This window comes from Chitinophaga sp. 10T418 (genome assembly GCF_056394125.1).
This window is the reverse complement of sequence record NZ_JBFTHG010000003.1, coordinates 162,641-183,236: the sequence shown is the minus strand read 5'-3', so window position 1 is coordinate 183,236 and position 20,596 is coordinate 162,641. Positions and strand designations below refer to the sequence as shown.

Sequence of the window (20,596 nt, the reverse complement as noted above, 5' to 3'; positions counted from 1 at the left end):
ATCCATGCCCCCTGCTAAAAAACATATAACCCACCTGTTTCCATATCTCTTGTATGGGATCAGCAGCTTATCCGTTATAGCGGCAGGCTGCAAAAAAAACGATGAAGTAACGCTTGCGGCTTCACCGGACATTAAAATGGAAATGATCCCTGTTTCTGATACTATCCGGCATGTGATTGCCTCCCATACCTTACTGACAGCTAATCATCCCTGGTATATTGATGGTTGGGTGTATGTAACCAATGAGGCCACACTGCGTCTGGAAGCAGGTACTATTATAAACGTACTGCCTTCGGCAGTTAGTAAAAAAGATGGCAGCCATAGTGGAGGCCTGATTATTACCCGCGGTGCACATCTTATTGCAGTGGGAACGAACGGATTACCAATACAGCTAAATGTGGCAGAATCCAATAATAACGGCGCTTCCGGCATCATCGTATTGGGAAAAGCTGCTATTGAAAAAAGAAATAGTTTACTGGATAATCCGGATGGACCGTCACTCAATCACCTGAGTTATGGCGGAAAAGTACCGGATGATAGTTCAGGCGTCATACAACATCTGCATATTAACTACTACCGTATTGCCGGTACAGGATTCCTGGGGGGATTATTACTGCTGGGAACCGGAAGCCGGACTGCTGTTGAGGATATCACTTTACACCCATTGCCCATGAAGAAGTCTGCGCTGAAAGCCAACAGACTACATTAAGCCACCTGAAGTAATGAGGAAAACCCTGTTTGAATTTCTACGCATATATCATTGTTGTTAACCCTTTTCCTTTCTTTTATCTTGGAAAGATGAGCACACTGTTCATCGCCGCTCTTTCCCGGGCATCATAAATATGCTTTCGTGCACGTATATTATTTTCGGGAGTCGCTCTTACGTTACCGTTGATGATGGCCAGGGCTTTTGCCAGCAACGGATCATCGGTATTGCCTAATGGCAGCAATGGCTGCCGACTCATTTCATCGATCGGATATTGAGGAGAGATGCCTGCGGTATAATTTCCCGCTCCACTGGCATTACTGAGCCGGTAGGTGAGGGGATGCATGATCCAGGGAATACGCTGTGGTGTACGCATATCGTATACAATCACCGCACCTTTATCTTTACCTACTGTGGTTTGACCAATCTGTATTACCTGTGTATAGGGCTTCAGGTTGTTAATGAGGAGTTCTGCTGCAGATACCGTTTGCTGGCCACTGAGAATGAATACGCGGGGGAGTTTCAGTTGTCCGGTGGACAAACTGCTGAAAAGAATGGGGCCGCCGGTTTCAGGAACAGACATCGTGGTCGCAAAATCCAGGGTGCGGGTGCCCATATTACCATTGCCACTGTATTTTACAAAAATGCTTTTTTCTGTGAGGTCGGGAGCAATCATGGAAGCCATCATAGCGGCGGCGGCGAGACTGCCACCCACATTATAGCGCAGGTCAATCACCAGGTCATTAATCGCTTTGTTCCTGAAATCCTGGAAAGCGGCCAGCAGATAGTTATTGTAGCCGTCAGTAAAAGCATTATAAAAAAGATAGCCCACTTTTTTTGCGCCACTGTTGATAACGATGGCTTTATAGACCGGGTTTTCTGTTGTTTTCCCGGGGCGTAGCTGAACAAGCGCACTTTCTGTAATTATATTATCTTTTATAATCGCGGGAGTGAGTGTGCCACCTTCCGCTGCAGCGCGCAATTGTTCCGGGAGTGTGGTGCTGTTCGTGGTGGTTAATACCGTTTCATTGATGCGGGTAAAATAGTCTCCTCTTTTTAATCCGTCTGCTGCARCATATGAACCGGGTACCACCAGCTTTATCACACCAATTACCCCACCAGCAGCGGGTGGCCAGTCTATGATGCTAAAGTCGATGCCGTATTTATACAGCATATCGCTTTTGATGGTAGCCGGATCTTTTGGGTTATAGATAACAGAGAATTTATCTTCTCCGCTTTTGATGCTGTTAAAAAACGCCTGGGTTTCTATGGAATTATTTGCCTGACCCGGGAGCTGATCATTCCAGAGATAGAATAGATGCATGCTATCGAGTATCCATTGGTTAATTTCCTGCTGGGTAACAGGACCGGTAGGAACAACGGGCGCATCATCTTTTTTGCGGCAGGCTGTCAACCCCATCAGCACCCAAAGGGAGAACAAAGAAATTGTATATCGCATAAAGACTTTTTTGTTGATTTCAGTACAGTGGGCGGCCGGGAAATGATTATTTTCTTCTTTCCATATCTACTAAAAAATGGCTGGTCAGCTCTTTCCGGATATATTGTAAGGCAGCAGTGAGGTGATTTTTAACAGTAGCGGGAGAAATAGACAGGTGCTGGCCTATTTGCTTATGACTAAAGCCATAGTCACGGCTCAGGGTATATACATTGCGGCGTTGTTCCGGCATTCTTTCTACCAGCTTATGCAGTTGGGAACTGAATTCTTTTTGAAGAAATACTTTTTCACCGCTGTCAGAAATATCTTTCTGTTCCCGGGCAGCCAGGGAAAGTGCTTTCTTTTCGCGGTACAGTTTGCGGCTTTCATCTATCACTAAATGTTTTATGTACACAAACAACAACGGGAAAACATCCTGCCCTTTCTTCACCTGGTCTATGTTTTCCCATAAACGAACAAAACATAACTGGGTGATTTCCTGAGCTCTGGAAGCATCGTTGGTTAACTTGAATGCAAACCGGTACACTTTTGCATTGTTCTCCTCAAATATTTTTTCAAAAAGTTCCTTCGGAGGGCTGTCAGACATAGTTCGAGGTTGTAACATGATCCGGATATAAATATAAGCCAGCTATGTTACACCAATGTTAAGGAGGGTTTTTTGTGCACAAAAATTTCGGGAGAAAGTACCAGTGATTTGAATATAAATTAAAAAGTATATCCCTTGGATTTGTTTTGAAAGAAATAGCTCTTTATTATCCTTCCGCTAATGCTCTTTTCTCTCAACCTGATTGCTATTTAACTCATCGCGGCTTTTTTTGCGACATTGTAAAAAATAATTACTCATTTCTTTTGGCAGGCATAAAAAAAATATATATTTGCTATAGGATAGTATAGTATAGGATAGTGTCGATTTCACACAAAATAGCTATATATCAAATATCGACAGCATTACAAGTTCCGGCGTAACTGGAATGAATCGGCCAAAATGAAGATGATAAAAGAAATTCCCGTAGATGAATGGTATGCTTCAGCCAAATATTGATCATATAAGAGATTCCCGTAAAAGAAAAACATCAATCAAATAAATGCCGATAGACTAGCAGCTCCCGGTTATGAATGGAATGAATGACGTAAACGTTATGAAATAAAACTTTTTCTCCTTTTTTAATAAATGCCACGAACACTTATGATGCCCGTTTGTCCGGCCGGATAATCGGTAAGCATCGCTATGCTTTAATGCACGTTATGATTTGTTTATTCTTCCAATAATTGATCTTAATATGTTCAGGAAATTTACTTGCTACAAAAAGCGATTTACTACCGGGTTGCCGGTGGTATTATCAGCTCCTCCGCTCTACCTGTTGCTCCTGCTATTAATGCTGGCAGGCGGCGTTTATGCTCAAACTCCGGCGAAGGTGACTATAACCGGATCGGTGACTGACACCACCGGCAGATCACTGGAAGGGGCTACCGTCTCTGTAAACGGAAAGAGTTCCAGTGGAACGGCCACTGACCGGAATGGGAGATTCATACTCGACGTTGCAGTGGGATCTACCATCCAGGTAACATTTGTTGGTTTTGTTGAACACCGTTTTGTGGTGAATGCCACGCAAAAGGATTACCCGATCCGGTTAAAAAGTGTAGTGGCTTCTGTAGATGAAGTTGTGGTCACTGCATTTGGCCGTAAACAAAGAAAAGAGGCGGTGGTAGGCTCGGTGACGAGCATCAATCCCGGCGACCTGAAAATTCCAACCAGTAACCTGACAAATGCGTTGGCTGGTCAAATGGCCGGTGTGATTGCGTTTCAGCGTGGTGGCCAGCCGGGAGCAGATAACTCCCAGTTTTTTATCCGCGGGGTAACTACCCTGGGATATAGCGCCAGTCCGCTGATCCTGGTAGATAATGTGGAGTTAGGAGCCAGCGACCTTGCCCGTTTGCAGGTAGATGACATCGCCAGTTTTTCTATCCTGAAAGATGCCAGCGCAGCAGCCTTATATGGTGCCAGAGGCGCCAACGGCGTGATACTCGTTACTACCAAAGAAGGTAAGCCCGGTAAAGCCAGGGTAGCCGTGCGGTTGGAAGATGCCATTTCAACACCTACGCAAAACCTGAAGCTGGCGGATCCTATTACTTTCATGAATCAATACAACGAAGCTATTACCACCCGGAATCCCCTGAATAAGCCACTTTATACGCCTAATACCATACTGGCTACCCAGGCTACGATCAATAAAGCACCAGGCAGTAATCCATTTGTTTACCCGGCAGTTGACTGGATGAAGACATTGTTCAAAGACCAAACGACTACGAAGCGCGCTAACTTCAGTGTGCAGGGTGGATCAGATGTGACTAAATATTACATCGCCGGCTCTTACTCCCGTGACAACGGTATTTTACAGGTAAACCCGGTGAATAATTTTAACTCCGGGATGAAGTTTGAAAACTACCAGCTCCGCTCCAATGTGAACGTGAAAATTACAAAAACAACAGAAGCGGTAGTGCGGTTGTGGGGTAACTTCAACGACTATACGGGGCCCATCACCAGCGATGCTTCCGGTATCGCCACAGATTTATATTCCAAAGTGCTCCATACCAGCCCGGTAGCCTTCCCTGCATTTTATGAACCGGATGCGGCCAACGCCAATACCAAACACATTTTGTTTGGCAGCGCTTTTGGCTCGGATGGTAGCCTGTTAAATAATCCCTACGCGAACCTGATGTATGGATATAAAAACTTTTCCGAATCCAGGATGTCGGCGCAGTTTGAGCTGAACCAGGATTTTGGCTTTATTACAGAAGGCCTCACCTTCAAAGGCATTTTCAGTACCAACCGTTATTCCTATTTTGATCTGAGTCGTTCCTATGCTCCCTTCTTTTATGGCTTGGGCAACTATGACCAGGACAACAATACGTATGTACTGAACTGGCTGAACAGTTCTCCCGGACAGGCGCGGGAATTCCTGGACTATAAGGAGAATGCCAAAAACATTTACAGCTATATCTACTTACAGGGCGCACTGAACTATGACCGTGATTTCGGAAAAAGTAATGTGAGCAGCACATTGATAGGTACCCGGCAGCAAACCCTTTATGGCAACGCCGGCAGCCTGTTAGGATCATTACCTTACAGAAACCTCGGTTTTTCCGGAAGGGCTACCTATTCATTTGACAGAAAATATTTTCTCGAATTCAACTTTGGCTACAACGGTTCAGAAAGATTTGCACCGCAACATCGCTGGGGTTTCTTTCCTACCATTGGTGCGGCCTGGGTGGTATCGAACGAATCATTCTGGGAGGGCGGTATTGCGCACATTATTTCCCGTTTGAAGTTCAGGGGTAGTTATGGCTTGGTGGGTAATGATAATATTGGTAGTCAGCGTTTTTTCTACCTCTCCAATGTAACGCCGGATGATAAGGATGGCCCGGGTGCTTACTTTGGAACTAACAACAGCTTTGGACTCAAAGGCACTACCATACAGGCATATCCCAATCCGGATGTTACCTGGGAAACTTCTAAAAAGAGCAACCTGGCCGTGGAAATGACGATTGCCGATAACCTGAATGTAACGGCAGAAGTTTATCACGAAAATCGCTACAACATCCTCATCAAGCGTGGCTATATTCCTGTTACCGCCGGTATTGAAGGTGCTGCCTCCAACAACCTGCAGGCGAATCTCGGAAAAGTAGATTCAAAAGGATTTGATCTGCACCTGGATTATAAGCAGGTTTTGTCAAAAGATATGTGGTTAAATGTGATGGGTAACCTCACTGTGACTGATAATAAGATCCGTGTGCAGGAAGAGCCGGAGTATAAATATGCTTACCGCTTTGCGGCGGGTAACCCGGTTAATCAGCAGTTTGGATATGTAGCAGAGCGCCTTTTTGTAGATGATAAAGAAGCGGCGAATTCACCAGTGCAGAATTTTGGTGAACTCCCCAAAGGTGGTGACATCAAGTATCGGGATGTTAATGGCGATGGTATCATTAACCAGGATGACCAGGTGCCTATCGGTCTGCCTACTACTCCGCAGATCATTTACGGCTTCGGTTTTTCATTCGGTTATAAAAGTTTTGATGTGAGCGCGTTTTTCCAGGGACTGGCCAGAGAATCTTTTTTCATTGATCCTAAAGCCACCGCACCATTTGCAGACAATGCCCAGTTGCTGCAGGCATACGCCGATAATCACTGGTCAGCAGAAAATCAGAACCTGTACGCCTTGTGGCCTCGTCTTTCTACTTCGCATGTTGCCAATAATGAGCAAACCAGTACCTGGTGGATGCGGGATGGTAGTTTCATGAGATTAAAGTCTGTGGAAATGGGTTACTCATTGCCGAAGCGATGGATTGCTCCGTTGCGCCTGACCAATTTCCGTGTGTATTTCAGCGGTTTGAACCTGCTCACTTTCAGCAGCTTTAAACTATGGGATCCGGAGCAGGCAGGTAATGGTTTTGCATACCCGATTCAGAAAGTATTTAACCTGGGTGTAAACATTAATTTCTAAGTATAAAAAATATAGACAATGAGATTTCTTAAAAGAACATTGTTGGTAGTATTGCCGGTCATTTTATCAGTATCCTGTAAAAAATACTTAGATATCACTCCGGACAATGTGGCTACATTGAACAGTTCATTTGCCAATGCAAATGAAACACAGGCCTATCTGTTTGGTTGTTACTCCAGTATGCAGAACCTGGCTGATGTACGGCGCAATGCAGGTTTTACCAGTTCCGGAGAAGTGATTTTTCCTATAGACCTGCTGGATAAAAAAACTTTAGGGGGTGAAGGCGGCGATAATGGTTTTAACGTCATGCGTGGTTTGCAGAATAGTCTCAACCCGTTATTAAATTACTGGGATGGGTATAACATGGGCCTGAACCTGTGGCAATCTATCCGCATGTGCAATACATTCCTGGACAATGTACATCAGCCACTGGACCTGACAGACTATCAACGCAAAAGATGGGTAGCGGAAGCTAAATTTCTGAAAGCCTATTATCATTACTGGCTGATCAGGATGTATGGTCCTATTCCTATTGCAGATGTGGCATTACCCATCAATATACCTTCTGCTGAAGCACGGCTCAAACAACAGTCTGTGGATTCCTGTTTTGGGTATGTGGTAGCCCTGCTGGATCAGGCCATGCCTGATTTGCCGGACGTGATACAAAATGCAGGTGCAGAAGCCGGCCGTATTACTTCTGTGATTGCAAAAGCTGTAAAAGCAGAAGTGCTGGCTACCCAGGCAAGCCCGTTGTTTAATGGCAACCCGGATTATGCTGCTATCAAAGGAAAGGAAGGAGAAAGTTTGTTCCCGGCAGCGTATGATGCTACCAAATGGCAACGTGCAGCGGTTGCCAGCAAAGCAGCCATTGATGCCGCTGTTTCAACAGGAGCTGCGCTCTACCAGTTCCGGGCAAGCGGAGGCATTGTACATATGTCAGACGCCACCAAACAACTGCTTACATTGCAGGGTGCCCTCACCGATCCATGGAACACCGAACAGATATGGACCCTCAACCCACAGTTTGGATGGCAGTATATGGCTTCCCCACGGGTAACAGCGGATGCAGCTTCCAACGGGTTTGCCGTGTACTCCAATTTCTCCGTTCCGATGGCAGAATCAGAATTGTTTTATACACAAAACGGTGTACCTATCAATGAAGACAGAACCTGGGATTATGCTAACCGCTATAAACTGCAGACCGGCGATGATGAACACCGGTATTATATCCGGAAAGGATACACCACTGCCCGCGGTAATTTTTACAGAGAAGCCCGGTATTATGCAGATGTTGCCTTTGATGGTGGTGTCTGGTTTGGCTCTGCCAACACGGACGATAACAATGCCAACTACGTAAACGCCGTAAATGGTTTTGCTGCGTATACCCCTACCCGTTATAACGTTACCGGCTACTGGCCCAGGAAACTGGTGCCCTGGCAAACCGCCTTCGGACAAACTTCCGTACAAACAAATTATTCATGGCCCTTTATGCGCTTACCTGCTTTATGGTTGTTATATGCAGAGTGTTTAAATGAAGCCAATGGACCCGGCGCCGAAGTATATAGCTATATCGATAAGGTGAGGGAAAGGGCTGGTTTACCCGGAGTGGTACAGGCATGGTCCAACTTCTCCCGTAATCCTTCTAAATACGGCTCAAAAGACGGTTTAAGGGCCATTATCCACCAGGAGAGGAGAATAGAACTGGCATTTGAAGGACAGGCAGGATGGGATCTCAGACGGTGGAAAGAACTGCAGGCAGTACTCAACGGACCTTTCCAGGGATGGAACTTCAGACAGCGTACGCCCCAGGGATTTTATCAGCTAAGTAATGTATACCAGCCGGTATTCGGGTTGAGAGATTACCTGTTTCCTATCCAGGACTACGACTTGCTCACCAATCCTAACCTGGTACAAACACCCTATTGGTGATAACAGGAGGGTAAGCATAAAATCATTTCAAACCAGTTTTAATTTTTTGTATGGACGCTATATATAAAATAAGCCGCGTGTTAATACCGCTGATGGCATTAGGTATGCTACAGTTGGGCTGTAAGAAAAGCGAGGGATACAATGATGTAATATCCAATGATAAGACAAAGCCACAACCGGTTTCTAATGTTAAAGTGATCAACAGGAACGGGGGCGCCTATATTACCTATACGTTGCCGGATTCCAAAAATGTATTGTATGTACAGGCGGAGTACCTGATCAATGATACTAAAAGCAGGCAAACCAAAGCTTCCTTTTACACCGATACCATCGCAGTAGGCGGCTTTGCCAAAAGCCAGGATTATACTGTGAAACTATATGCGGTTTCACGGGCAGATGTAAAGTCGGATCCGGTGAATGTGACCGTACATCCGGGCACTCCTACCTACCTGCAGGCGCTGCCTACGGTTGTTATGCAGGCCGACTTTGGCGGGGTGAACATCAGTGTGACCAATACCGCAAAAGATAACATCGGTATCATCACCATTACAGAAGATGCCACTACACGTAAAATGGAAATCAAAAATCAGAACTATACCAACCAGGAAAATATCTCCTATAGCATCAGGGGCTATGATACCATTCCACGGAAATTTGGGATCTACCTGGCCGATGAGTTTGGAAATATTTCTGATACGGTATACACTACCGTTAAACCACTTTACGAAACCATGATGGATAAGTCGAAGTTCAATGTGTACAAACTGAATTCTGATGATGGGTTCAGCTTTGGATGGGAATTGCGTTATATGTGGGATGGCAACCTGGGAAGACCCGGCTATCACTCTACTTATCCTACTACGGCACCATTACCTAAATGGGTCACTTTTGATATGGGGCAGGTAGCCAAGCTAAGCCGCTTTACCATGTGGGGCCGCGGATTGGATGATGGTACTTATCTCTGGGGATACGGTAATCCCGAAACCTGGGTGATGTGGGGCCGCGCTGATCAGCCGGTGGATGAAATATTACCGGATACTACTAACCTGCCTCCATTAGGTCAGGCAACGCCAGGCGGTTGGATCAACATGGGTGTTTATCATTTGCCTGCTCAGCCATCCGGACTGGTATCTCCGGCATATAACAACGCTGATCTGGCTTTCTGGAACGCAGGTTTTGGATATAACTTTTCACTGAGTCTGCCTAAAGTACGATACATGCGGTTTGAATGTGTTACCAATGCAGCGCATAGCAATGAATTCTTTCACATAATGGAACTCAGCATATGGGGGGATAACAGGTAACGGTTACGATTACTTCCCCCGTTACTGGTATTCTTTTAAAAGTTATTTTATTAAAAATATTATGAGATGAGAAAGTATCATTTAGTTACAAAACTCCTCATGCCACTTTGTGGTTTGCTCCTCTTCATAGCGTGCAGCCGGAAAGCTACTGATTTCAGGGATTTCCTCGGCAATAAGGAAATCCAATATCCCGGTACGGTATCTGGTATTACCATTTATCCGGGTAACGGCCGACTGGCCATCGGTTGGAAACCCAGCTCAGATCCCAGTATCAGCAAATATGTGTTGTACTGGAATAACCGGCAGGATTCTGTTGTTATTACCGCCACTTCACATAAGCCTACGGATACGGTGCGTTGCCTGATTCCGGGATTAAGCGAGTACGCCTATACGTTTTTTCTGTATTCATTTGATGCGGCCGGAAACAGGTCTATTGTAACAGAAATAGATAATGCACACGCCTATGGCAACATTTACCGGAGTACCCTTCATAACCGTTTGCCTGATGTCACCAAACCTTATGAAATACGGGACGATGGTACCGTTACGTTGTTTTTCAGCATACCGGATACGATTAACATTGCCACCAACATCAAATACACCAATGCTGCCGGTGTGGAGGCAGTGGCCACTATTCCGGGCACAGCAGACTCCATTAATTTACCCAGCTACAAAGCAGGTAAGCCGGTTGTCTATCAGTCTTCCTACATTCCCGCCAAAGGTGCATTGGATACTTTTTATACCAACAGTTACGATACCTTCCCGGATATCTTTAAACTGGTGGCCTGCGACAAAAGTTTATTCCAGGAACATGACCTGCCAAATGATATGGGCATCTACCAGTCAGATACCCGTGTGAGCAAATTGTGGGATGGTAGCGTAGGACCGCAGGGTTATCCTAATATTTTCCATAGTGATGATCAGGGATCGAATACACCGCTGCCACGTACCCTCACTTTTGATATGGGCAAAATATACAACCTGGGGCGTATCGAAGAAACAGGCAGGAACTGCTGTAATAATCCGGCAGAATTTGAGGTATGGGGTATTGCAGATATTACCAATGCGGCTACGACCCTGAAAAGTACTGATCCGGGATGGGCTGCTGAAATGAGCAGCAAAGGATGGACATTGCTCACCACTGCTATCAGGGGAGATGATGGTAATGCCGCCATGAAGTTTGATTTCATCCCACAAGCGCCACCGGCACGTTATATACGTATCAGGGTAGTACGTACGGTGAATAATTCCAATTCTGTGAATATAAGTGAAGTGACCATGTTTAGTAAACAATAAAAATAAAATGAGTGGAAGCAAATTGCTTCCACTCATTTTATTTTTTCCTCACCACGTTGTTGAGATAATAAGTAATCGTATAAGTTCCTTTGGTAACATAGTATTTGATAGAAGAAACGGTGTTCACATGTAACCCGATGTCTGTATACTTCATATCCACCCGGTAGTAGCAAATACCATTGTCGAACCCAATAGCCGTTGACGGAAATGCCGGCAACTCCGGAATTCCCTGGGGATATTCATATTCGATGGTTGTAGTTGTTTTGACTTCCGGATAATAGGGATCCCAGTGTTTGAAACTGGGGCGTTGATCCCGGCCATACACTTCTCCTGCTGCCGGATTGAAAAAATCACCGTTTTTATCTTTCCATTGAAAAATGATCTTGTTGGGCCCTTGTCCATTGTGGGTGATATCCATCTGTAAGTTATCCGGAAGAGAATAGAAGTTTCCTGCTGCATCAGCTGTAGTCCAGCTTTTATAAAGCAGGGTGTCGATGGTAGTCATCGGTGTAACGATGATATTACATGCATCCCGCAGCGTCTTTTCTCCTTTCACATTAGATACGGCCACATCTATGCTGTAGGACCCGGGATCAATAAACAAAGAGGTTTGAGTGAATTGCAAACGCCCTCCGATAGGGTTGATGCTAAAAGGTGCTACGAGGCTATCTCTCAATTTGGCTTTCAATTTGGCCAGTGTAGAATCTTCATAAGTAACTGCATCTGTATAAGTACTCATCATCTGAGGTGTGATGAACATGCTGTCTGCCTTTGCGTTGTTTTTTTTATTACGTATACCTGCCAGGACCACTCTGAGTGGATTCGTGGAACCATCTGCTACCAGTGTGGAAGAAGTAGCAGTGATGCCCTGCTGAATAGTAAAAGGATTTTCGATATAGTAGATGCTGTCACTCAAAAATCCTTTCTCCACTTTTTCGCAGCTATAAATCCCCAGGATGGCCAGTAACAGGCAGGTGGGTATTAGTCGGTTTATTTTATTGCTAAGCATATATGATGCTGGTTTAGGCATGAATAATCTGAACAATTATCTTTTGGTGAGCTGTGCATTGTTGGCCAGTACATGCAACGTAGTGCCTGTAGACGTTTTTATTCCTGTAGTTTGGCAGGTAATGGCTATATCTACGGGATCTCCTTCCGGTGCACCGGGTGAGCCATCCAACGCGCCATTGATCTTTATATACTGCAGGGAGTAATAACTGAATATAGGTGCGGATCCGGAAAGCCATACCGAGTAAGAACCGGTGATGGTTTTTACCGCACAGGGAGCTGTTGTGCCTGCCCAGTTGCTTTTGGATACAGGCGTACTGCTGACATTATCCAGGCTGATGTTATCTCCAAATAAATATTGTGTGATGAGTTTGGAACTAACACTGTCGTACAGTTGATCAAGACTGGTCACATTCAGGTTCGTCATCATCAGCTTTACAGAGAAGTTGGTAAAGGCGAAAAAGGTAGCCGATTTATTGACGGAATCTTTCAGATTGAAATGATCGATGAGCAGTATGGTGGTATCAAAATAATGAGCGCTGTGTTGCTTTAAATAATCATAGGTACTCAGTGGTGTATTAACAGGGTGTTTTCCTCCATCTGTCAGGTAGCCGTCTTTTTTGCAGGAAATGATAGCTATTGCCATGATAGCAAGGATCCATGTTTTCCAGTTTTTATGTAACATTTTCATGGTTTGTTTTTTTTAGTTGAAATATGACCGCTACTTTATTTAAGTTTTCCTTGCCAGAAAGGCGTTTGTACTAACTTCGAATTGGTGAGAAATAAGCTGGGATCCAACGGCCAGTAATATTTGCCGGCGGCAAATTCACCTGTTGAAATAAAGGGGAATTTCACAACGCCGGTATTTCTGGCGAGTCGTACCAGGTCATAAAACCGGTGACCTTCCAGGAATAGTTCCCGGCCACGTTCTGCGGTGATGGTATCTAACAGCGGCCGACCCGTAATACCAGTGAGCGGCTTAGTGAGTCCTGCACGGGCTCTTATTTCATTTACAATAGACAATGCACCTCCAAAATCAGGGTTTGTTCCAGCCGCCATGGCCTCAGCTTTCAGCAGTTTAATATCGGCGAGGCGGAAGATGACAATATTGTTTTGCGCCACGGTAAACTGCGGTTGTTTACTGGGATCAATGTATTGTATATTGGAATACTTGATGCAGGATATAAAGCTGGTAGTACCGGTAGCAATGGTGACAAATGATTTTTTAAACCGGATATCTGTAGTGTCGTAGAAGAGGGTGTTGACTACTCCTGTATTCAGTTGCCATAGCGGAACGGTAATATTGTTGATATAAGGCGATGCCAGGGTTTGCCCGGATATGCTCCGCGCAGCTACCAGGCTTTCTTTCAGTTGGTTGTTGGATATTTCGAAAATGCCTTCTGGTGATTGTCCTTTATAGATAGAAAGATAATCACTGGCAGGCACCAGCGAATAACTACCAGAACTGATCACGGAGTCACAGGCCATGCGGCAGCTATCATAGCTGCTTTTCCAGGCATAGACATGTGCCATCAGGGCAAATACATTTCCTTTATCACCTCTTACAATTTTGTCGGCAGAGTTATTATCTTTCCAGGGCAGGTATTGCTTGGCCAGCGTCAGATCGGCCACGCATTGGGCGAGTATATCTTTTTGCGGTGACCGGGCTACCTGCGGTGCGGTAGACACATCGGGGTAGTAATTGGTTACCAGGGGAACATCTCCCCATACCCTGGCCATATAAAAATAAGCAAACGCACGCACGAAGTAGGCTTCCCCTATGTATTGATTTTTCTTTGCCTGTTGTGCACCTGCATCATTACCCGAAAATACAGATGCAGGCATGGATTCTATGAAATGCAGACAACGATTGGCCTGTGCGATCGTAGTATAGAAGTTGGAATAGACCCTTAGCTTCAGTAGTGCTACATAACTGTTGGCAGGAGGAATGCTTCCTTCCCATTTCATGCTGGCCACGTTTTTATAAGAGTCATTATCGCCGCCGCTAACAAATTCGCTGTTGAATTCATCGGAGGGCAAATCGCCATATGCATAATGCGTGATAGAAGCATTGAGCGCACTTCTGAGTAGCGAATAACATGCTGCTACAGAGGAATTTACATCTCCTTCGGACTTCCAGGTGGTCTGGTCGGTAGCCTGACTATCGGGATCCTGATCCAGGAATTTTTTGCAGGAAGTAAAGATCATGGTAGATATCGTAAACAGAATAAGCCAGTTGATTGGTTTCATTGCTGATATTTTAAAAGTTAGAGGAGAAGATTTTCAACATCCGGAATTATAGTTCCGCTCTGATGCCAATCGTAAATTTCCTGACAGCAGGATAAGCCATGTTAGAAGAGCCGGTGGTAGGATCTACCAGTTCCGGATCAGGTATAGTCGGACTTCTTTTGAACGTCAGGAGGTTGTCTGCCATACCAAAAACATTGAAGGAGCGTATGCGCATAGACTGTACCCATCGGGCCGGGAAGTTGTAGGACAGCGATACTTGTTTTACGCGGAGAAAGCTGCCGTCTTCCACAAAATAGGAACTGGCAATATTATAGCGATCACTCGAGCCATCAGAAGACACCAGGGTAGGGTATTTGCTCATATCTCCGGGATGTTGCCAGAACTGATTTAATACATTCGTCAGTACTGCTGGTCCTGCATTCGTTCCCCACCAGGGATAGGCTCTGCTACCGTTTAACGCATCGGATAGGTAGCCGTTGAAAATTTTTCTGCCGGTCAGGAAGGAGCAGAAAATATTTAAGCTGATGCCTTTGTAACTAAAGCTGTTACCGAATCCACCGGTTACTTTGGGTAATGGGTTGCCGGCAATTACTTTATCATCATAATCGATATTATAATCGCCGTTCATGTCCTGGTAGCTGGGATCACCGGCATGCAGCGTTTTACCGAGGTAGGTGAGTTTTTTGCCCGTCATAGGATCTGTTGGTACACTGGCTTCTGTAGGGAAGGCGCCATTAATCTGGTATACTTTGTAGTTATATAAAGGCTCGCCCATGGTGAGGGTTTGCTGGAACCAGGATTCACCAAACAGGAAATCACGATTGTTATTGGGCAGTCTGGTTACATAGTTTTTATTGAAAGAGATATTGAAGTTGGTATTCCATTGAAAGGCAGCACGGGGATTTAAGTTGTGCGTATTGATGGCCAGTTCTATTCCCTCGTTCCGTACATCCGCAAAGTTGCCTGCGTAGAACCGGTAACCGGTAGTGGTCTGGGCCGGTACCTGGTAGAAATATTTATCCTTTGCATCTTTGCGGTACCAGTCTGCCGTAATGCCTATTCTGTCATTAAACATCGAAATATCCACTCCGAAATCCGGTTGGATAAATCTCTCCCATCTCACACTATTACTGGCACTGATTCCCTGTGAGGAAAAGCCGTTGTAATAAGGGTAGGGAGAGATGACAGGCGTGCCATTATAAGTAGAAGGTGTTCCGCCCGCCATAGGGAAAGTACCGTTGGGAACGATAATTCCGGTGCTGCCACCCAGGAAAGAGCCATCATTGTAGAGGCTCTGGTATTTGGCGTAGAAGGAACCGGGGTCATTACCGGTAACACCCCAGCTCGCTCTTACTTTAAGGAAGTTCACCACATTTTTTACGGGTTGGAAGAAATGCTCATCAGACACAATCCATCCGGCTGAAAATGCGGGGAAGGTACCCCATCGGTATTCCGGGCTGTAGATAGAGCTGGCATCTCTTCTGAAGGAGGCGGTCAGCATATATTTCCCTTCGTAGTCGTAGGATAGGCGGGCATAGTACGACAGCGTTGTTTTTTTCTGCTGGCTGCTGGTCACACTCAGGGAGGAGCCGGGAGGAATGGTTTGCAGTGTATGTATACCGGTAACAGAGATGCCTTGTGCCTGTGCCCAGGTGCTGTAATTTTTCACCGCATAGGCAGATGCGCCTGCTACCAGGTTAATATGATGTTTGTTGATCAGTGTATTATATTCTGCATAATTTTCAAACGACCAGGAAGGGTTGCTGGACGTGATATCAAAGGCCATATTAGAAATACCATTCAATTCCTTAGGTGAGAAATAAGCCCACTTGTCGATATAGTTATTGGCGGAATAGGTGCTATGAAACACCACATTTTTTACCAGGGTATCTACTACACCGATGGAGCCGTTGTACGCAAAAATATTATTGTCATCGAATGGGTTGGCTTGTCCGTTGAACAGGGCAATCTGTTGCGGTGTAAGCTGTGCAAAAGAAGTGGGGAAGTTCCAGGAGGCAAAAAGTTGCCCGGAGCCACCGCCGGTGCCGTGATTACGTTTTTCGGACGTGATCATCAGGTTGGTGTTTACCTGTAGTCCTTTCCTGGGACTTACGGATAAGCTCAGGTTAGGAGATAGCCGGTCTATAGAGAATCCTTTTAATAATCCCTGTTCATTATAATGATTTAAGGAAACGCGGTAGTTGGCGCTGCCAAGAAAACCTGCAATAGCTACATCCTGGTTGTTGACAAGTGCCTGGTCTCTTACCATCATAGACTGCCAGTCTACATTGTTGTTAAAGGCCGGATTGAGGCTATCTGTTAGTTGAGCGGGGATATATCCATCCCGGATTTCGTTATAGGGAGCGAGGCGGGTGATCAGGTCCATTTTTAATCTTCTTTCCGCCGCACCGGTGGTTACATTGCGTAATGCGGGTTGGGTAGTGGCGCCTAAATATCCTGATACGGATACTTGTGGTCGTCCTCTTTTGGCACTTTTTGTTTTAACGATGATCACCCCATTTCCGCCGCGTGCGCCATATATAGCGGATGCAGAGGCATCTTTGAGTACATCGATGGATTCTACATCATTGGGATTGATTAAGCTGAGCGGGTTGGTGCCACTGTAGGAACTACCGATGGTATTAATGTCGAAGATAACGCCATCTATGACGTATAGTGGGCCGGTGTTTCCGCCGTTGGCGTTGCCGTAGTCAACGTTGGTGGCGCCGCGGATTACGATATTGGAGCGCTGCCCCGGTTCTGCGGTGCTGGACAATACGCTTACGCCGGCGAGGCGTCCCTGTAGCATCTGATCGAAGCTGGCTTGTGGCATATCCTGGATATCCTTGCCGCTCATAGAGGAAACGGCGGCGGTGACATTTCTTCTTTTCACACTTTGATAACCAATGACCACTACATCATTCAGTGCTTTCTGGGAAGGTTTCAATGTAATCTGCAATTTGCCGCTACCAGCTTTGATGGTACCGGTTTCAAAGCCGATGTAACTGATGGAAAGAAAATTATTTTCCCGCATCAGGCGCAATGTAAAATTTCCGTTTGGATCTGTCATGACCGCGTTGGCGGGGAACCCTTTTTCAACAACGCTGGCACCTGGTAAAGGTGTTCCATCGTTGCTCTTTACAATACCGGATATCATGACCGGCTGTTGCGCTTTTACTTCATGCAGGGATGCTATTATGATACAACATAATAGCAATGGGAGTCGAAGGCATTCTCTCATACTAAATCATTTGATTTTGGTTAATATTTATTGGCCTAAGTAAGCAAAGCACGGTTGGTTTATACAGACAGCCGATCACAGTAATCTAAACAGCAAGGGGAAAAGGGATAGTCTTCAATAACGTTGTGAATCACCAGGTGCTAAATTAATTAGTGTCAATATGACATTAAAATTAGAATTTAATTATTCTATTAATATGCAGAATTTAACTTCTTGTAATTACATTTTGTTAAGTTGTAGTTAAGTATGGCTGGCTGGAGGGTTTTTTGCCGGGGAGGGAGGCAGGATGATAAAAAGTATTTCTTTGCAGGAAGTTAAATGATAAGAATTTGAGTATTCAGCACACAAAATGCCCCGGCTGTTGTGCAACAGTATTTTCGCAGCCCGCAATCTCCGGTAGCAATCAGCCGGAATCAACGATCCGGTGAGCATAAGGTGGCCCCGGATACTTGGCTATATAATTGGCTGGCTGATGTCACCTTTTGTCATCGGCCTCTGGATAGTTACCCTCATGAATGTGGATGGCATGAACATTATGATACCTGCTGTATTTACAGCAATAATGTTGTTTTTCTTTTTCGTGGCCAGCAGGAGTGGGAAAGAGCTGAGGCGCAGACAAGGAGCGTGACCGGGGTGGTATTTTTTAATAAATAATATTATATTAGAGATAGATAACCCAATTTCCCCATGACACCAGAAGCGTATAAACAACGATTTAAAACGGAAGATGCAGTTGGCTGGCTTTCAATAGACAATGCCCTGGAAGGCGTTTATGGTAAAACAGAACCTCGCCATTACGGGCCGCTCTGCGGTATCCACTTTGCGGTAGGCGGTACTGATCCTATAGATGGCGTTAGCATTTATGATTCCGCCAAACAGGAACCACATCGTCATATTATCAGCTACGGCATGTCCGAGCTTTATTATGATCATGAAAAAGCGGGTGGTGAGTTCAGTAAATGGGGCTTTGAATTTACCTTCCGGCTGAAGCCATTTGCAAAAGATAAAGAGGATCCAATTTGGGCGGTACACGTAATGAATAACCTTGCACGATATGTGTTTAAAAGCGGAAAGTGGTTTGAGGAAAATCATTTTATACCTGCGAAAGGCCCCATAAGATTAGATACTGATACCGAAATAACAGGTTTTGTAATAGCACTTGATCCTGAACTGGGAAGAATAGAAACCCCACATGGCGAAGTATCTTTCCTGCAACTGGTAGGGGTAACAAACGTTGAACTGGAAAGGATAATGCAGCACCCTACTACTAATACGGTGGCTGCATTGATCAGTGAATTAAAACGAGATAACCCTTTGCTGATAACGGATCTGAACAGGAAGTCTTAAGGAACCGTAATAACAATCTTTCCAAAATGCTTCCCATGCTCCAGTAACTGATAGGCATCACGTACCTGCTCCATGGAGAAAACGCTATCAATAACCGGATGTATATCCGCTACTTCGATGGCCCGGTTTAAGGCCGTAAAGCTTTCTGCGCTGCCAACCGCCAATCCCTGAATCCTCAGAAACGACATATTGATCTTATGCGCGTGTATATCCAGGGGAAGAGAGGTGCCGGTAATGAAGCCTGCAGTGCCCACAAAGCCATTTTCTTTTACAGACAGCAAGGATTGTCCTATTGTTGCCGTGCCGGCAATATCTACGGCGATATCCACACCTTCTCCATTTGTCAGCGCAAGTACTTGTTGATGCCAGTCGGGGTAATGGTTATAATTAATTACAGCGGTGGCACCAAGTTGTTTCAATCTTGCTGCCTTTTCATCGCTGCTGGTAGTGGCAATTACCCGGGCGCCAGCAGCTTTGGCTATTTGAAGCGCAAAAAGGGAAACACCACCGGTACCCTGGGTAAGCACCGTTTGTCCCAATTGTAAATGAGCCTGGTTGATTAAAGCATGCCAGGCGGTTACTGCTGCGATGGGAAGTGTGGCAACTTCTTCAAAGCTGAGGTTGTCCGGTGATTTCACCAGTCCATACTCAGGAATGCATACATACTCTGCCATCACGCCAGGCGTTTGCCAGGCTACCCTTATTGAATTACTTTCTTTATTGATGGCGCCTCTTGTCCATTTTTGTACGTACTGTATGGCTACACGATCTCCGATTTTCCATTGGGTAACGTCTGGTCCGATTTCCGCTATAATACCACTGCCATCGGATGCGGGGATATAAGGAAATTTGAGTTGATCGTTAAAGCTTCCATTCGCCACTATGCCATCCAGGTAATTTAAAGATACTGCTTTGATTTTCACTAAAACCTCGTTGCGGATAGGTTTCGGGGTTTCAATTTCCCGGAGGTTGAAATGGTCAATTCCAAATTTTTCTAATACAACAGCTTTCATATAATTATAATGCTTTGATGTTAATTAATCTTTTTCTCCCAGCGTGATGCGAAGCCGGTTGAGTGCATTCATAAGGGAAATGCTGGCAGTCAGCTCCACCACTTCCTTTGGGGTAAATTGTTTGTCCAGTTTTTCGCGTAGTGAGGGCAGATCTTCCTGCATCAATGTGATGGCCTCTGCCCATTGCAACACCAATTCCTGTTGGTGATCAAAGGCGTTAGAATGTTTCCAGCCGGGCAGTCTGTCGAGTACCTCCTGGGGAAGTCCCATGTTCCTTAGCTCCTGGTTATGAAAGCTGCAACAATACGCACAGCCGTTTAATTGAGATACACGTAACTCTGCGAGCGCAATCAATTTGTTGTCCAGTCCGGATTTCCGGATGCTGGTATGTGCCTGGTAGAGGAATCCAATCGTTTCTTTTGAAATGGTTTTGTAATCCATGATTCGTTTATTGTAGGGCAAAATTGGATCTCTTATGGTTAAATTAACGGTAATAACCTCTGAGAAAACAGTAACGTGATTGGAAAGCGATATTTAACCGGTT

15 protein-coding genes are annotated in these 20,596 nt (G+C 45.2%); 7 read left to right on the top strand and 8 right to left on the bottom strand.

Annotation, left to right across the window (positions count from 1 at the left end; genetic code table 11):
• Positions 1 to 4: 4 nt before the first annotated feature.
• Positions 5 to 709: a hypothetical protein gene (locus AC1DCV_RS08915; protein WP_477022876.1), complete on the top strand. Its 705-nt coding sequence runs from the start codon at positions 5 to 7 to the stop codon at positions 707 to 709.
• Positions 710 to 785: 76 nt separating this feature from the next.
• On the opposite strand, the gene AC1DCV_RS08910 is transcribed toward AC1DCV_RS08915, so the two are convergent.
• Together AC1DCV_RS08910 and AC1DCV_RS08905 are read right to left on the bottom strand one after the other, a co-directional pair.
• A complete protein-coding gene (locus tag AC1DCV_RS08910; protein WP_477022875.1) occupies positions 786 to 2,165 on the bottom strand; it encodes a S41 family peptidase in 1,380 nt (459 codons plus the stop codon).
• 46 nt (positions 2,166 to 2,211) lie between these two features.
• The gene (locus AC1DCV_RS08905; RefSeq protein ID WP_477022874.1) at positions 2,212 to 2,748 is read right to left on the bottom strand and encodes an RNA polymerase sigma factor; all 537 of its coding nucleotides are present in this window, start codon (positions 2,746 to 2,748) and stop codon (positions 2,212 to 2,214) included.
• A 694-nt stretch (positions 2,749 to 3,442) separates the two neighbouring features.
• Between AC1DCV_RS08905 and AC1DCV_RS08900 the strand changes: the two genes are divergently transcribed.
• From AC1DCV_RS08900 to AC1DCV_RS08885, 4 genes are all read left to right on the top strand, one after another.
• Positions 3,443 to 6,664, top strand: a complete 3,222-nt coding sequence (locus tag AC1DCV_RS08900; protein WP_477022873.1) for a SusC/RagA family TonB-linked outer membrane protein — start codon at positions 3,443 to 3,445, stop codon at positions 6,662 to 6,664.
• A gap of 18 nt (positions 6,665 to 6,682) precedes the next feature.
• Entirely contained in the window at positions 6,683 to 8,593 is a 1,911-nt protein-coding gene (locus AC1DCV_RS08895; protein ID WP_477022872.1) for a RagB/SusD family nutrient uptake outer membrane protein, read from the top strand.
• 50 nt (positions 8,594 to 8,643) lie between these two features.
• Positions 8,644 to 9,897 (top strand): DUF4959 domain-containing protein, encoded by a 1,254-nt coding sequence (locus AC1DCV_RS08890; RefSeq protein ID WP_477022871.1) that lies wholly within the window; start codon positions 8,644 to 8,646, stop codon positions 9,895 to 9,897.
• Positions 9,898 to 9,963: 66 nt separating this feature from the next.
• The gene (locus AC1DCV_RS08885; protein ID WP_477022870.1) at positions 9,964 to 11,193 is read left to right on the top strand and encodes a DUF4998 domain-containing protein; all 1,230 of its coding nucleotides are present in this window, start codon (positions 9,964 to 9,966) and stop codon (positions 11,191 to 11,193) included.
• Positions 11,194 to 11,230: 37 nt separating this feature from the next.
• On the opposite strand, the gene AC1DCV_RS08880 is transcribed toward AC1DCV_RS08885, so the two are convergent.
• The 4 genes from AC1DCV_RS08880 to AC1DCV_RS08865 are packed head-to-tail and all read right to left on the bottom strand — an operon-like array spanning position 11,231 to position 17,692.
• Complete coding sequence (locus AC1DCV_RS08880; RefSeq protein WP_477022869.1) at positions 11,231 to 12,202, bottom strand: hypothetical protein; 972 nt, start codon at positions 12,200 to 12,202, stop codon at positions 11,231 to 11,233.
• 36 nt (positions 12,203 to 12,238) lie between these two features.
• On the bottom strand, positions 12,239 to 12,892 hold the full coding sequence (locus AC1DCV_RS08875) for a hypothetical protein (RefSeq protein ID WP_477022868.1): 654 nt from the start codon (positions 12,890 to 12,892) through the stop codon (positions 12,239 to 12,241).
• A 35-nt stretch (positions 12,893 to 12,927) separates the two neighbouring features.
• Positions 12,928 to 14,451 carry a RagB/SusD family nutrient uptake outer membrane protein gene (locus AC1DCV_RS08870; protein ID WP_477022867.1) on the bottom strand — a complete coding sequence of 508 codons (1,524 nt, stop codon included), beginning with the start codon at positions 14,449 to 14,451 and terminating at the stop codon, positions 12,928 to 12,930.
• A gap of 46 nt (positions 14,452 to 14,497) precedes the next feature.
• Positions 14,498 to 17,692 carry a SusC/RagA family TonB-linked outer membrane protein gene (locus AC1DCV_RS08865; RefSeq protein WP_477022866.1) on the bottom strand — a complete coding sequence of 1,065 codons (3,195 nt, stop codon included), beginning with the start codon at positions 17,690 to 17,692 and terminating at the stop codon, positions 14,498 to 14,500.
• A 472-nt stretch (positions 17,693 to 18,164) separates the two neighbouring features.
• Here AC1DCV_RS08865 and AC1DCV_RS08860 point away from each other — a divergent pair, with 472 nt between their 5' ends.
• On the top strand, positions 18,165 to 18,320 hold the full coding sequence (locus AC1DCV_RS08860) for a hypothetical protein (RefSeq protein WP_477022865.1): 156 nt from the start codon (positions 18,165 to 18,167) through the stop codon (positions 18,318 to 18,320).
• Between the two features lie 59 nt (positions 18,321 to 18,379).
• A complete protein-coding gene (locus AC1DCV_RS08855; RefSeq protein ID WP_477022864.1) occupies positions 18,380 to 19,039 on the top strand; it encodes a suppressor of fused domain protein in 660 nt (219 codons plus the stop codon).
• Here the strand turns inward: AC1DCV_RS08855 and AC1DCV_RS08850 are convergent.
• Complete coding sequence (locus AC1DCV_RS08850) at positions 19,036 to 20,052, bottom strand: zinc-dependent alcohol dehydrogenase family protein (protein ID WP_477022863.1); 1,017 nt, start codon at positions 20,050 to 20,052, stop codon at positions 19,036 to 19,038. The genes AC1DCV_RS08855 and AC1DCV_RS08850 overlap by 4 nt on opposite strands.
• 24 nt (positions 20,053 to 20,076) lie before the next feature.
• A complete protein-coding gene (locus AC1DCV_RS08845; RefSeq protein ID WP_477022862.1) occupies positions 20,077 to 20,493 on the bottom strand; it encodes a carboxymuconolactone decarboxylase family protein in 417 nt (138 codons plus the stop codon).
• Positions 20,494 to 20,596 lie beyond the last annotated feature (103 nt).

Excerpts from the sequence above, each read along its gene's own strand:
- AC1DCV_RS08885 (WP_477022870.1), top strand. The coding sequence starts at position 9,964 with ATGAGAAAGTATCATTTAGTTACAAAACTCCTCATGCCACTTTGTGGT.
- AC1DCV_RS08900 (WP_477022873.1), top strand. The coding sequence starts at position 3,443 with ATGTTCAGGAAATTTACTTGCTACAAAAAGCGATTTACTACCGGGTTG.
- AC1DCV_RS08855 (WP_477022864.1), top strand. The coding sequence starts at position 18,380 with ATGACACCAGAAGCGTATAAACAACGATTTAAAACGGAAGATGCAGTT.
- AC1DCV_RS08875 (WP_477022868.1), bottom strand. The coding sequence starts at position 12,892 with ATGAAAATGTTACATAAAAACTGGAAAACATGGATCCTTGCTATCATG.
- AC1DCV_RS08860 (WP_477022865.1), top strand. The coding sequence starts at position 18,165 with ATGTCACCTTTTGTCATCGGCCTCTGGATAGTTACCCTCATGAATGTG.
- AC1DCV_RS08870 (WP_477022867.1), bottom strand. The coding sequence starts at position 14,451 with ATGAAACCAATCAACTGGCTTATTCTGTTTACGATATCTACCATGATC.
- AC1DCV_RS08845 (WP_477022862.1), bottom strand. The coding sequence starts at position 20,493 with ATGGATTACAAAACCATTTCAAAAGAAACGATTGGATTCCTCTACCAG.
- AC1DCV_RS08865 (WP_477022866.1), bottom strand. The coding sequence starts at position 17,692 with ATGAGAGAATGCCTTCGACTCCCATTGCTATTATGTTGTATCATAATA.
- AC1DCV_RS08915 (WP_477022876.1), top strand. The coding sequence starts at position 5 with ATGCCCCCTGCTAAAAAACATATAACCCACCTGTTTCCATATCTCTTG.
- AC1DCV_RS08905 (WP_477022874.1), bottom strand. The coding sequence starts at position 2,748 with ATGTCTGACAGCCCTCCGAAGGAACTTTTTGAAAAAATATTTGAGGAG.
- AC1DCV_RS08890 (WP_477022871.1), top strand. The coding sequence starts at position 8,644 with ATGGACGCTATATATAAAATAAGCCGCGTGTTAATACCGCTGATGGCA.
- AC1DCV_RS08850 (WP_477022863.1), bottom strand. The coding sequence starts at position 20,052 with ATGAAAGCTGTTGTATTAGAAAAATTTGGAATTGACCATTTCAACCTC.
- AC1DCV_RS08895 (WP_477022872.1), top strand. The coding sequence starts at position 6,683 with ATGAGATTTCTTAAAAGAACATTGTTGGTAGTATTGCCGGTCATTTTA.
- AC1DCV_RS08880 (WP_477022869.1), bottom strand. The coding sequence starts at position 12,202 with ATGCTTAGCAATAAAATAAACCGACTAATACCCACCTGCCTGTTACTG.